Raw genomic sequence first — 13,868 nt, forward strand, 5'->3', positions numbered from 1 at the left:
AATTAACCTTATGCAAAATAATCTTACTTACTCGGCCCTCAACTACTTTGGCGATGCCGCTCTTGACCGGGTGTATCTGCTTAGAAAAGATACCGCCTGGTTTCAAAGTACGCTGGCTAACGAGAAAACCATTTTTCTCCCCTTCAAAAATGGGCAGCCTCTGCTTACGCCTGACCGCTGTTTATTGCCCCTTTCCCCAAAAGAGATCCCAATCCAGGAGCTGGGGCTTGCTCCTATCCTGCTGGGGTTACGGGAAGAGCAGGCGTATTTTGCAGTAGAGCTATCAGAAGAGCACGGCCTTACTTTCTCCCATGGAAGTTTTCAGGAGTTACGCGAAACCACCTTGCAATTGACCCGGCCAGATAGTTCTTTACTAGCTTATGCCAAAGCCATGATTTACTGGAACCGGCAGCACCAGCATTGCAGCGTTTGCGGCGCACCTACTCTTTCTAAAGATGCAGGGCACGTACGCCAGTGCACCAACCCAACCTGCCTCACCTCCCACTTCCCCCGCACAGACACGGCCGTCATCACCATGGTCACTTGCGGAGACAAAGGATTACTAGCCCGACAAGCCTCGTGGCCGCAAGGACAATATGCTTCTGTAGCTGGTTTTCTGGAACCCGGAGAGACACTGGAAAGCGCCGTAGCCCGGGAGGTGCAGGAAGAGGTTGGCTTACAGGTGAAAAGCGTTCACTACCATTCCTCCCAGCCGTGGCCGTTCCCGGCTTCTATCATGGTAGGTTTTATGACCGAAGTAGAAAGTACCAACCTTAAGATTGACTTGGAAGAAATAGAAGACGCCAGATGGTTCACCCGCCAGGAACTAACAGAATTGGTAGCCTGTAGCGAGATTAAACTTCCGCCCGCCCTTTCTATTTCTTATCGCTTAATACAGGACTGGCTGAACGGCTGATGTGTGCAGAAAGTACAAGGCAAATAAACGTGGAGAGGAAATCTACCGGATAATAAACGAAAAACTAAGGCTAAAACAACTTCTGTTCTAGCCTCAGTTTTCCGAAAGCAATTCAAAGGCAGCACTGATTTTTACTTACCTGTTCTGCTTATTTTATACATATTCCAAGTTAGCTGTCATAGAAGAGGAGTAGATGTAAGAAGTTCATTTCTGAATAAAACCGTATTCCTTGGAAAGCAAAAATCAAGTACGTTTTAACTCACTTTATAAATATCTAAGCTTAAAACTTTTTTTTAACAAGCAGTTTATTGAGCGCTTAAAGCTTTCATCTGATCCCGTAGCTGCTTCACTCTGTCCTCAAACAAAGCGGGTGTTTCTTCTTTCACCACTACTTCCTCAAACAATTTCATCAACTCTGGCTCATGCGTTGCGCGGGCGGTTTTGCGTACGTCTATGTACACGAACTTCGTCCAGAGCACGGCTTTCAGCTTTTGCTTGTTCTCGTCAAACATGAGGTGCTCCACCAACATGCTGGTATCTGTCACGTGCCGGATGCTGGTTTGGATTGTGACTAATTCACGAACTACCGCGGGATTGAGGTACACAATTTGGTTCTGCCCTACTACCCACGCCCGGCCGGTTTTCCGGAAAAAAGCGTGGATGTCTAACCCATAAGCGGCTTCAACCTGGTCTTCGCGCTCGTTCTGAAAGTAGTTGAGGAAAGCACTGTTGTTCAGATGCCCGAAAGGATCGCAATGGTCGAATCTTATACGGGTTTGGCTTTCCAGCACGGCTGGTTTAGGAGAAGAAGTATTTGGAATCATAGTTTCAAGTGTATGAATGATTATTGGAGGATTTTATCTTTAGAAAGAACCAAGTTGCTGGTGAAGCCAGCGCTCCAGTTGGTTCAGCACGGTTTGCAGAGGTTTTTCTTCCCCGTAGGCTTTGCCCAGAAGAATCCCGCCTTCCACCGTGGCAATGAAAAAAGTAGCAATGGCAGCAGTATCAGCGGAAGTATGAAACTCTCCCTGTTCCTTGCCAAGCTCAATCAAATTACCAACGCCTTTGTGGAGCCGGTTCAGCACCCGTACTACCCGCTCGTGCAGTACCGGCTGATTATCATCTGCTTCCACAGCGGTATTTAGCAAAGGGCAACCACCGGCAATAACAGGGTTGGTGAGGTAGGTTCGGTAGAAATCCAGTAGGGCACGAAGTCTCTCTCCCGCTTTTTCATAAGGTGCCATGACACTGCCTACCCGCTCAATCAAGGTTTGGGCTGCAAATTCAAAAGCCGCCACTGCCAGTTCTTCTTTGCTGGAGAAATGCCCGTACAAGCACCCTTTGGTCACGCCAGTCGCTTCTATCAAATCCTGGTAGGAAGTACCGGCAAAACCTTTTTGGTTAAACAGCACTGCTGACCGCTCAATGATCAACTGTCGGGTTCGTTCAGACTTGGACTGAGGAGCAAGTTTCATGTGGTAAAATAAACCATTTGGTTTATTAACTCCTAATCTCCTTTCCAAATTTGCCTCTCCATAGCTCCGACATGTTCCACGTCCCTTTTCATAGAATTTTCCCTTCTTACCGCTTGTGCTACAAACTCATAATTCCCCTAATAGCAATCCATTGCAGCAGAACTCCATTAAGTTGAAGGCATGTGTTGTCTATTGGAGACTCAGAAAAACTCGATAATAAGTAGACGCTGCAATAGCTTAAAAACAGAAGGTCCTCTTATTAATTGAGAGAACCTTCTGTTGCTACTAGATTTTAAATGTTGTTTAATTTTCTATTTCTTCAGCGCTTGCCAAAGAATCTCAGCAGGGTGTAGGGCTTTTCTGGCAGTACCGTCTTTAATCTGGTGACGACAACTGGTACCGGCTGCGGCAATAATAGTTTCCGGGGCTGCATTTCTCACCGCCGGGAACAGCACCAATTCGCCAATCTGCATGGAAACATCGTAATGTTCGGCTTCATACCCAAACGAACCCGCCATTCCGCAGCAGCCAGATGGAATCATCTCCACCTCATAGTTCTGCGGCAATGAAAGGATCTTCTGCGTGGGGGTAAGCACCTGCAAGGCTTTCTGGTAGCAGTGGCCATGCAGTTTGATGTGCTTCTTTTCCTGGGTGAAAGTTGCCGCAGTAATGCTTCCATTTTGGACTTCTTTTTCCAAAAACTCTTCTAAAAGGAAGGAGTTTGCGGCTACCTGCTGGGCAGCTGGTACCAGATCGGCTGGCACCAAATCCAGGTACTCATCACGCAAGGTAAGAACGGCCGAGGGTTCAATCCCAATGAGCGGAGTGCCATTTGCCATGGCTTTGCTTAAAAGTTGTACATTTTGGATGGCAATCTCTTTGGCATCGCGCACCAGTCCTTTAGAAAGGTAGGTACGCCCGCTCTCCAAATGCTCCGGTATCTGCACAGAATAACCCAATGCAGAAAGCAGCCTCACCGTAGTCTGACCAATTTCTACATCGTTGTAGTTGGTGAACTCGTCGCAAAAAAGGTACACGGGCTTGCCGGTGTTGTCAGCCGCGTTCTCCTTCTGCCATTTCTTGAACCAGCTTCTCAGGGTAGTTTTGCCTACGGCAGGGAGAGAGCGCTCCGGCGCGAAGCCCACAGTTTTCTTGATCAGTTTGCTGGTGACTGGGTTGCTGATCATGAAGTTGTAGACGCCGGGCACTACGGAGGCCAGTTGCTGCATCTTGGTGAAGTTGCCGATCATGCGGGTGCGCAGCGGAATACCGTTGGCATCGTGGTAATGCTGCAGGAACTCGGCTTTCATCTTGGCCACGTCCACGCTGCTGGGGCACTCAGATTTACAGGCTTTGCAGCTCAGGCATAGGTCCATCACTTCCTTGATTTCCTTATGATCAAACTTGTTGACCTTTTCAGAATTGGTGAGGAACTGGCGCAGGATGTTGGCGCGCGCGCGGGTAGTGTCTTTTTCCTGACGGGTAGCCATGTAACTGGGGCACATGGTTCCGCCGCTCACGTGCGTCTTGCGGCAATCGCCAGAGCCGGAGCATTTTTCTGCTAAGCGCAAAATTCCCTCCTGTCGAGTGAAGTCAAACAGCGTCTCCACCGGAATAAGCTGCTGCGCCGGACGTTCCTCGTAGCGCAGAAACTCATTCATGGGGGGCGTGTCCACGATCTTGCCCGCGTTGTAGATGTACTTCGGGTCGAAGATCTGCTTTAACTCCTTCAACATCGCATACACCTCCTGCCCTAGCGCCTGCGGAATAAACTCGCCACGTAAGCGGCCATCACCGTGCTCGCCGCTAAGCGAGCCGTTGTACTTCTTAACCAGCGTGGTGGTTTCGGCCAACACTTCCCGGAAAACCCGCTTGCCCTCGTCGGTCTTGAGGTTGATCATAGGCTCAATATGCAACTCTCCGGCTCCGGCGTGCGCGTAGTAGGACGCTTGTAGCTTATGTTTCTCCAGTACTTTTTGCAAATCAGCCACGTAGGCAGGCAAATCCTCCGGAGACACGGCACAGTCTTCAATGAGGTTGACGGGCTGGATATCACCAGGCAGGTTTCGGATCAAACCTAAACCAGCTTTCCGGACATCCCATACGGGTTTGGTCAAGGCACCGCGTACTACGGGGTAAGCATAGCCCAAACCCGCCGCTTTCAGATCAGCAATGAGGACTTCGGCTTTTTCAGTGATGATGTCTTGACTATCGGCCATGAACTCCACCATAAGCAGGGCCGCCGGGTCTCCTTCAATGAAGAAACGGTTGGCGTCATAGGTGCGGTGCCCTTTGGTGAAGTCCATGATGTACTTGTCCACCAACTCAGAAGACATAGGGTGGTGCTTCAGAATGATGATGTTGGCCTCCAAAGCTTCCATCAAAGAGTTGAAATGCACGCACACCAATCCTTCTTCTTTGGGAGGCAGGGGAATCAAATTCAGTTTGGCTTCGGTCACAAAGGCCAGCGTGCCTTCAGAGCCAGCCAGGACTTTGCAAAGGTCTAAAGTCGTCTGTCCTTCCGGACCGGCACCCTCGTCTACCAAGAAGTCCAATGCGTAGCCGGTATTGCGTCTGGTAAGCGTTTTCTTGGGATAATTCTGTTCAATGACCTTCCGGTTCACAGAATCGCTGATCAGGCCGTACATCTTCCGGTAGATCTCGCCTTCCAGGTTCTGCAGTATCAGTTTTTGCTGTAATTCCTGGTGGGTTAACGGTTTGAATTCAGCTTCTGTACCGTCGCTTAACAACACTTTAGCCGAGAGTAAATGCGTTCTGGTATCACCCCACACAATGGAGTGCAAGCCGCAGGAGTTGTTCCCGATCATGCCGCCAATCATAGCCCGGCTGGCCGTAGAAGTTTCCGGCCCGAACAGCATTCCGTACGGACGCAGCACAGCATTCAGGTCATCCCTGATCACCCCTGGCTGTACGCGTACCCACTGTTCCTGAGCGTTTACTTCCAGCACTTGGGTGAAGTATTTAGAGATATCCACCACCATTCCATTTCCTACTACCTGACCTGCCAAAGAAGTTCCAGCTGCCCGGGGAATGAGCGTGATCTGGTGTTGGTTCGCGAACCTGATTAGAGCTTTCAGATCTTCCTTTGTCTTGGGAATGGCTACGGCAATGGGCTTCTCCTGGTATACCGAAGCATCAGTGGCGTACACCATTTTCTGTGCCTGGTGCAAAGAAGAAGCATCATCAAAAAACAATTCACCCGTTAGCGAGGTTTCAAGTTCTGCGAAAGCGGTAGTAGAGGGGGCGGAAGTCATAATTAAATTAGATAGATAGGCAAAGATAGGAAGCTCAGGAAAGGATGTCTAACAGAACGTACCTAGTTCTTTTAGGAGAACAGGTACTTTGCAAAAGCAGGTGCATGGCTTTAAGGAGATTGTCTTTCCAAGCTCTCCGGTGTTCCTTCTGTTTAGAACCTACTTTCCATTAAACTACCCTGAAACGCAATTTGATAGTCCCGTTCAGGAAGCACCCCTACACCTTGAATTTGATGCGGCAGGCCGAGTTAAGTTTATACACCACCTGTCCGGTTTTAGGATTGAGGAGCGTAATCTTTCCCTGCTCTTTCAGCTTTTCAATTGCGGTTTGGTAATTGGCTTTGCTGTACGGTTTGCCCACGTTGTGCTTTTCGTAGATTTTTTCCAGCATCATGCTGTTGTAGAGAGACGCGTTTTGCACCAGGTCATCAATTAGGTTTACCAGGGAGTGCTCCAAGTACTTGGAGTACTCCGGCACCAGTAAACGGACCGTTTTCAAGTTTGCACCGAACACCGGAACGCCGTCTTCCTGTACCTCGCAAAATGGTAACAGCAACTCCTTGAATTTAGTATGGCCTACATCATTTCGGGAGACAAACCATACATGATGGCTGCTCTGGTCTTTGCCGGGCAAATTAATTCTGAACCTGGAAGAAGAAAGGCCTTTCTCGGTTAGGCTCTCGGCAAAGGCTTTCAAAGCGTAAGCTTCTTTTTTAGCAGAACTGGTGACTTTCGAAAAAAAGCTGAGCACGTCAGGAAGTCTGTCGCCAAGTAATATCTGAAGACAATTGGGAGCTTTCTGGTTGGTAAGGTGCGCAGCCATGCGCTTGTAATCAAACACCAGGAAAAGATCTGTTTTGTCTTGCGTAAGAGACCGAGCCCATAGTTCCTGGGAGAATTTATTTCCGAACGGATCTACGAATACCAAGGCTGCCGTAGCGTTCTGCTCTTGTTCTTGGAGCAGGTCAAAGTTTTCTGGAAGGTGAAGGAACAGCGGCTTTTGGTGGAGCTCAGGGTAAAAGGGAAGCGCTTCTGCTAGCTCAGGAAGCATGGTAGCCAGGGCTTTGTTTCCCTCATAAAGGAAAGGCTGCACCACTTTGTTCAGGTCCTGGCGACCACCAGTGCGGGCATATATGCTTTTCAGCACCTTGAAAGAAACCGGCATCTCCCCTTCCTCCGGCAAGCTTAAACCGGCACTGGCATCCACGTACAATACCTTCTCCACCGGCTCTTGTCTGGCGAAAAGCGTCTCACACCACACAGGAAAGAACTTAAGAAAGATCTCCTCCTTTAGCTCGGCAGTGCTTCTTTTCTGCTTGAAGAAATCTTTAGGATCGGTAACGGTCACTATTTCTTGTATCCTTTTTTCCACTGATTGATGCATACGCAGAGAGCACACACGCAGCACTCTCTTAGGGCAATTTCCTGAACTTTCCCTTTTTGTTTGAGAAAATCGGGCTACAAATTTACTCCTATTCTTGGTAGGAATAAGGAGAACTTTGCTAAAAACATTCGCAAAGAAGAGAACATTTTAGTCCTGGTAAATCCTTTACCAAACTGAGCTTAATCAATTACAGGCGTTAGTATCATTCAGTTCACCCTGTTGCGGTTGAGCCATAAGTTGAATGCCTATTAGCAGGAACTCTGGCATGCCCCAATCAAACGACCATTGAACCTTGAAGAAAACTTAATTTTGATTCTTTAATTAGAAAATCAAACTAAAAATAAATGTTAGATTATTTATATTTGATAAAATCAACATTCAAAATTATAGAATAGAAATATTTTACCTTCTTAATTTAAAATACTTTCTTATCTTCCTTTAAACAAAATTTTTAGCATTCATTAACAACAAATTTTTAGATTATTTTAACACCGACATTTTTGTTGTTTTTATTTTCTTTAGATTTGATATCAAATTATTCTAATTAGTTTTATTCACTTCTAAACCACCTTGCAGACTTAAAATAGGAAGGCAACCGCACTTCCTATTTACTTAAGATTATTAGAAGATGATGTTGTAGAGGATTTGTTTTAAGAATACTGTATGCCAGACACTTACCGAGCGCTCAACAAAATTAAAAACTTCAAAAGATTATTAACCGGCTTATTGTCCGGACTTATCTTTTCAGGTATTCTCATTTACGGAGCTTACTATAACCTGAATCGTGAAAAAGAGATCTCTCAATGGACACTACATGCGCAGGAAGAGATTTATCAAATTGAAAGAACCATCTCCCTGGTCAAAGATTTTGAAACCGGATCTCGGGGTGTCCTACTTACCAATAAAGACGAGTACGAACAACCACTGAAGGAGGCCTCCAAGAACTTAAGCAAGGTACTTGCTCATCTAAAGAAATTAAGTTCAGATGATCTTATTCAAAAAAGTCATTATGACTCCTTATTCTTTTACCTGAATCAAAAAGTTGCTTTTTCTACGTCAGTAATCCGGTTGCGCCAGGAACAGGGCCCTAAAATAGCGTTGCAGCTATTCCAGACCAATGAAGGTTTGGAATACATGGATAAGATCCGCCACTTTGCTGATCTCATGCTCCTTCATGAGAAAGACGTTCTGGAACAAAGAAAAATGGAGAGTGAAAAGGCAAGCTCTTTAACAAACTTAATCCTTTCCTGTAGCCTACTTTTTTTTGTGTTATTGCTAATGTACATGGTATACAAAGGCTGGAAACAGGAAAATGAAAAAGAGAAAGCTGTACAAAAACTAAAAGAAAGGGAGGAACACTTCCGCGCTCTTATAGAGAACAACAGCGAGGCAATAGTCCTGAAGGATATAAAAGAGAGTATCATCTATTGGAGCCCGGGTGCCGAAAAGATTCTAGGCTGGACCGCAGAAGAAGCAGCTCAACCTGGGTTTTCCACCCTAGTTCACCCTGAAGACAGAAAAAGAATTCAATTACAAAAAGAACAGATAGCCGCTAATCCCAGCTTACCTGTTAAAGGGACTCAAAGAGTCTTACATAAAAATGGCCACTATGTTTGGATAGAAGGGGAAACTATGAACCTCCTCCACCAGTCAAGTGTCCATGCGATCGTTTCCAATTTCAAGGATGTTTCTGACCGTGTGGCCGCCGACTTGAAAGTTCAGGAAGCCCACGCCTTACTAGAAAAGTCTGTCAGCAACTTGAACCAGATCATGGACTCCTCTATAGATGTGATTTGTACCATTGATGCACTAGGGCGGTTTGCGCAGGTGAGTGCTGCATCGGCTGCGGTTTGGGGGTATCCCCATGAAGAACTCACGGGCAAGGCCTTCATGGATTTTGTTTCTGATCAGGACAAAGAGTTAACCAAAGTAGTGGCCATATCCATTATGGCCGGCAATCCGGTAACCACCTTTGAAAACTATTACGTTCGACCAGATGGCAGTTTAGTACCTGTGCTCTGGTCAGCTCAATGGAGTGAAAAGGATCAACTCATGTATTGCATCGCTAAAGATGCCACGGAGAAAAAAAAGCTTGAGAAGGCTTTCCACCTGGAGCAACAGCGGTTCAATGATTTGTTCATGCAGGCACCTTCCGCTATTTGCGTTTTGAAAGGTGCTGACCATAGGTTTGTCTCTTCTAATCCTCTATATAATCAACTTGTTGGAAGTAACCGCATAATATTGGGAAGAACAGCACAACAGGCATTCCCAGAACTAATAGATCAAGGTTTCCTAACATTATTAGATCAAGTTTATACTTCAGGTGAACCATTCATTGGCAAAGAACAATTAATACAGCTCGACAAGGAAGGAAACGGCAACTTAACAGACATTTATGCCAACGTGGTGTACCAGGCGTACACTAATAGCTTAGGCGAAGTGGAGGGAATATACTTTTTTGGGGTAGATGTAACTGAGCAGGTTCTGGCCAAGAAGAAGGTGGAAGAAAGCGAGGGGAACTTCCGCAAACTTATTGAGGATCTTCCGGCTGCGGTGTACACCTGTACGACAGACGGGCAAATCAAGCTTTTCAACAGGGCAGCGGTTGAGTTGTGGGGTCGTGAACCAGAGACAGAAAAGGATCTTTGGTGTGGTTCCTGGAAAACCTATGACTGTAATGGGCATTCCCTGGCCTTGGAAGATTCCCCTATGGCCGCCACCCTTAAACATGAGAAACCGGCACTTGACCAAGAAATCATCATTGAACGTCCAAATGGGGAACGCCGGTATGTTAAACCTCATCCTGTACTAAGCTACAATGCAGCGGGAGATTTGATTGGAGGAATAAATATTCTTACAGACATAACAGAAAGCAAAAACGCTTCTGAACAAATACGCCGCAGTGAGACAGCTCTTGCCGAGGCACAACGTATTGCCAAAATAGGGTCTTGGAGTATGGATTTGCTTACGCAGGACCTCTCCTGCTCTAAAGAACTCTATAAAGTTTTTGACACCGATAAAGAACAGTTTACAGGTACTTTCACTTCATTCCTTGCATTTGTGAATGAATCTGACCAAGCCAATGCGTGGGATACTACTTATAAAGCGGCTTATGATGGAAAGCCTTTTGAAGTAGAGTACAACATTACCACAGGCAAAGGTGAAAACCGGATCATTCATGTAATAGGTAGCACTCAGGCAGATGACCAGGGAGAAGTAGTACGCCTTTTTGGGACAGCCCAGGACATTACCGAGCGGAAGGAATTTGAAAATGCCCTCCTCGCTTCAGAGGAGAAGTATAAGCTCCTCTTCTACCAGGCTCCGCTTCCTAAATGGATCTACGACTTGGAAACTTTACGGATTCTGGATGTAAATGAAAGTGCCATCATGCACTATGGCTATAGCCGGGAAGAGTTTCTCCAGCTAACCGCCCAAGACCTTCGCCCGGAAGAGGATGTACCAGCCTTACTTAACTCCTTACTGAATGAAGAAACCGGAAAGGGAGTATACCGCTTGGGGTTATGGAATCACCTAAAGAAAGATGGCACGCTTATAAAGGTGGAAATTTCTGCCCATGCCCTGGATTATGAGAACCGCAATTGCCTGTTGGTGGAAGCCAATGACGTCACAGAAAAAGTAAAAGCAGAACAGGCGGTTAAGGAAAGCAATAATAGATGGGAAATGCTTTCTAAAGTTACCTTTGATGCAATTTGGGAGTGGGATTTAAAGTCCAATGAATTAATATGTGGAGTTAATTACAAAACACTTTTTGGGCAAAATCTAAGCGATAACAAAGAAGATTATCAAGCCTGGGATTTTTACCTCCATCCAGATGACAGACAGAGGGTAAATGAAAGCTTGAAAGCATTCTTGAAAAGCGGTGAAAGTACTTGGCAAGAGGAATACCGCAAGTTAAATAGCAAGGGTGAGTATGCCTACTGTACAGATAGAGCCATATTGATACGAGACGGGCACAACGAACCCGTTCGGATGATTGGAGCCCTGCGGGATGTTACGGAAAGTAAGCTAGCTGCAGAAAACCTGTTGATAGAGAAAAATTTTTCCGAGGCATTACTGGAAGCCACGCCAGATGGAATTGTTGGCTTCAATGAAAAAGGCGAAATCATTATCTTTAACAAGAAAGCCGAAAGCTTATTTAGCTATACGCAGGAGGAAATAATTGGAGCTTCCCTGACCAAGTTGCTACCATCTGACACGCATGTCGCCCACCTTGACCGCAGAGAAAACTTCTTCTCTAACCCCACAGAAAGCCAATTACAGGCCAGTAGCCGCGAAATGATAGGAGTCCGGAAAAATGGTAGTGAATTCCCGGTAGATGTTCGCCTTAACCTCTTACATTCTTACAAAGGCAGGATCGTAATCAGTAGTATAAGGGATATCACTCAAAGAAAACGGGCCGAGACGCAACTTAGGGAATCTGAAAAGAATCTGAAAGCCATTTTGAGCAGCTCACAGGAAGGTATTTACTTGCTAGACACAAACTGCCAATTGGTGTTGCTGAACGAGCACGCACAAGATATTATTCTGCGGGGGTACGGAGTTAACTGTAAACCGGGAGACCATTTTCCCTCTTTATTTGACACTGAACTCAATGGCAAGCTGGAAGTAATTTTTGAAAAAGTACTGGCTGGTGACAAATGGGAGTCAGAAAGGAACATTCCTCTACTGGAAGGTATGGCGCACTATCATTCCGTTTACTTCCCAGTAAGAGACAAAGAAGGTAACATAATAGGCATCTGCTGCTCTTCTAAGGACATTACAGAGAAAAAGAAAATTGAAGAAGCGATAAAAGTTGCCCAGGCTGAAAAAGAAGAATACCAATATAGGTTTAAAGCCATCCTTGACTACTCCCCACAAGCCATTCTCATCAAGGACCTGGAAGGGAAATATATTTTCTCCAATAAGGCTTTCTTAAAACTCTTTGATCTGGACCGCAACAATGAAGTAGGTCAACAATTAAAGGAAGTATTTGAAGATCAAATAACGCGGGCTGAGTTTCTGGCCAATGCGCCTGAGGTTGATTCAGATATTATTCTTACCAAAGAATGGTCTCAGCAAATCCACCTGCCTGATGGTAATATCCTAGACATGGAAATCCTTAAGTTTCCACTATATGACCAACAGAAACGCCTATTTGGTATCTGTACCATTTGCAAAGACATCACTGAGCAAATGAAGCACCAACAGCAGTTGATAGAGGCCAGGGAAAATGCTGAGCAAGCCGAACGCCTGCAGGAACAGTTCTTGGCAAACATGAGCCATGAACTACGCACTCCTATGAACGGTATCATTGGCATGGTGAACCTGCTCCTGACATCTTCTTCCTTACAACCTGATCAAAAAGGTCGTTTGCAGGTGATTCAACGCTCATCAGACACGCTGCTTAGCTTGATCAATGACATTCTGGACCTTTCTAAGATAAAGGCCGGCATGCTCACTATTGACAAAGTAAACTTTGATTTCAATGAGTCAATTGCTGGTACTGCTTTGTTGTTTAAAGAAAAGGCTAAGGAAAAAGGCATTAAGTTAACCGTTACTTCTAATCCATTTATACCCAGACTACTAGCTGGAGATCCACACCGCTTGAACCAGATACTTAACAATTTGCTCAGCAATGCCATTAAATTTACAGAAAAAGGCTTTGTACGGCTTGAAGCTTCACTCCAGAGCGAAACAGAAGATCAGGTGGTGGTAGAATTTGTGGTGAGTGATTCGGGAATAGGTATGGAAGCCGCCAACTTGCTTTACATCTTTGACAACTTTGCGCAGGCCTCTACTGATATTTCTAGTAAATACGGAGGCACTGGCCTTGGCTTGGCCATAACCAAGCGGCTGGTTGAAATGCAGGGCGGAGAAATCTCTGTGGCCAGTACGAAAGGGATAGGCACTTCTTTCACCTTCCACCTTCCTTTCAGCATCACCCAAGATACTAATATGGTAGTTAAGCCTTACTACCAAACAGCACATGTTCCTTTGAAGAAGGACTATAGTGGTAAACGGGCTTTAATTGTGGAAGATAATGACATCAACCAGGCAGTATTGGCTTCCAGCCTAAAACAGCACCACATGGACTTGCAGATTGCTAACAACGGCCAGGAAGCCATTGACTTGTTAGAAACCGGAGAGCATTTTGACATTATCTTCATGGATTTACGCATGCCTGTCATGAACGGCTTCCAGGCTACGGCTTATATCCGACAAAAGCTTCACAAACAAGTACCTATTGTGGTATTAACCGCAAGTGTACTGCGCAATGAGCGGAACCGCTGCCTGGAAATAGGTGCCTCAGACTACATGGCTAAACCCTTTGCCATGGCTGACCTTGCCCGCACACTGGAACAATTTGTCTCAAAAGAAGAGCAAATCTCTGAACCTGCGACTGAGCCAATTATAACTACTGATACACCTTTCCTCTCACATGCCCAACAAGGGGCCGAGTTTGATATTAGTCGCTTAATGGAACTTGAAGATCCTGAGTATATTCGTCATATTTTCACCCTCTTTACCGATAAGGTCCCCACTTATCTGCAGGAGTTAAAGAACAATTCATTAAATGGGAATTGGGAAGATTTTCTGGAGAAGACCCATAAAATAAGAGGAAGCCTTTCCTCTGTACAGATTGATGAAATTTACGGTTTAATTCTTTCCATTGAAGAAAAGGTTAGAGAAGAGAAGACCCTAAGTGGACTGGAACACCAGCTTGACAAATGCCTTTCCATCTACAACCAGTTGATTCCTTCTATCTACCAGGAAGTAGAAAAACAACTCGTTCCTCTTGAAGCTGATTTATAAGTACC

Annotated in this window: 6 protein-coding genes; 2 read left to right on the top strand and 4 right to left on the bottom strand. The window is 45.6% G+C overall.

Translation table 11 applies throughout. The annotated features are described in order from the left end of the window. Positions 1–10: 10 nt before the first annotated feature. Positions 11–916 carry an NAD(+) diphosphatase gene (nudC, locus tag DC20_RS02205; protein ID WP_062542330.1) on the top strand — a complete coding sequence of 302 codons (906 nt, stop codon included), beginning with the start codon at positions 11–13 and terminating at the stop codon, positions 914–916. A 305-nt stretch (positions 917–1,221) separates the two neighbouring features. Here the strand turns inward: nudC and DC20_RS02210 are convergent, their stop codons facing one another. The 4 genes from DC20_RS02210 to DC20_RS02225 all read right to left on the bottom strand — a co-directional run bounded on the left by DC20_RS02210 (position 1,222) and on the right by DC20_RS02225 (position 7,050). Then, positions 1,222–1,740 (bottom strand): acyl-CoA thioesterase, encoded by a 519-nt coding sequence (locus DC20_RS02210; RefSeq protein WP_062542331.1) that lies wholly within the window; start codon positions 1,738–1,740, stop codon positions 1,222–1,224. A 39-nt stretch (positions 1,741–1,779) separates the two neighbouring features. Then, a complete protein-coding gene (locus DC20_RS02215; protein WP_062542332.1) occupies positions 1,780–2,391 on the bottom strand; it encodes a TetR/AcrR family transcriptional regulator in 612 nt (203 codons plus the stop codon). Between the two features lie 311 nt (positions 2,392–2,702). Next, positions 2,703–5,666, bottom strand: a complete 2,964-nt coding sequence (locus DC20_RS02220; protein ID WP_062542333.1) for an FAD-binding and (Fe-S)-binding domain-containing protein — start codon at positions 5,664–5,666, stop codon at positions 2,703–2,705. A gap of 217 nt (positions 5,667–5,883) precedes the next feature. Beyond that, a complete protein-coding gene (locus DC20_RS02225; protein WP_169788149.1) occupies positions 5,884–7,050 on the bottom strand; it encodes a hypothetical protein in 1,167 nt (388 codons plus the stop codon). A 663-nt stretch (positions 7,051–7,713) separates the two neighbouring features. On the opposite strand from DC20_RS02225, the gene DC20_RS02230 reads away from it, so the two are divergent. Continuing rightward, complete coding sequence (locus DC20_RS02230; protein ID WP_062542335.1) at positions 7,714–13,863, top strand: PAS domain S-box protein; 6,150 nt, start codon at positions 7,714–7,716, stop codon at positions 13,861–13,863. The last annotated feature ends 5 nt before the right edge of the window (positions 13,864–13,868 follow it).

The sequence above is a fragment of the Rufibacter tibetensis genome (genome assembly GCF_001310085.1).
Classification (GTDB): Bacteria; Bacteroidota; Bacteroidia; order Cytophagales; family Hymenobacteraceae; genus Nibribacter; species Nibribacter tibetensis.

Excerpts from the sequence above, each read along its gene's own strand:
- DC20_RS02220 (WP_062542333.1), bottom strand. The coding sequence starts at position 5,666 with ATGACTTCCGCCCCCTCTACTACCGCTTTCGCAGAACTTGAAACCTCG.
- DC20_RS02215 (WP_062542332.1), bottom strand. The coding sequence starts at position 2,391 with ATGAAACTTGCTCCTCAGTCCAAGTCTGAACGAACCCGACAGTTGATC.
- nudC (WP_062542330.1), top strand. The coding sequence starts at position 11 with ATGCAAAATAATCTTACTTACTCGGCCCTCAACTACTTTGGCGATGCC.
- DC20_RS02210 (WP_062542331.1), bottom strand. The coding sequence starts at position 1,740 with ATGATTCCAAATACTTCTTCTCCTAAACCAGCCGTGCTGGAAAGCCAA.
- DC20_RS02225 (WP_169788149.1), bottom strand. The coding sequence starts at position 7,050 with ATGCATCAATCAGTGGAAAAAAGGATACAAGAAATAGTGACCGTTACC.
- DC20_RS02230 (WP_062542335.1), top strand. The coding sequence starts at position 7,714 with ATGCCAGACACTTACCGAGCGCTCAACAAAATTAAAAACTTCAAAAGA.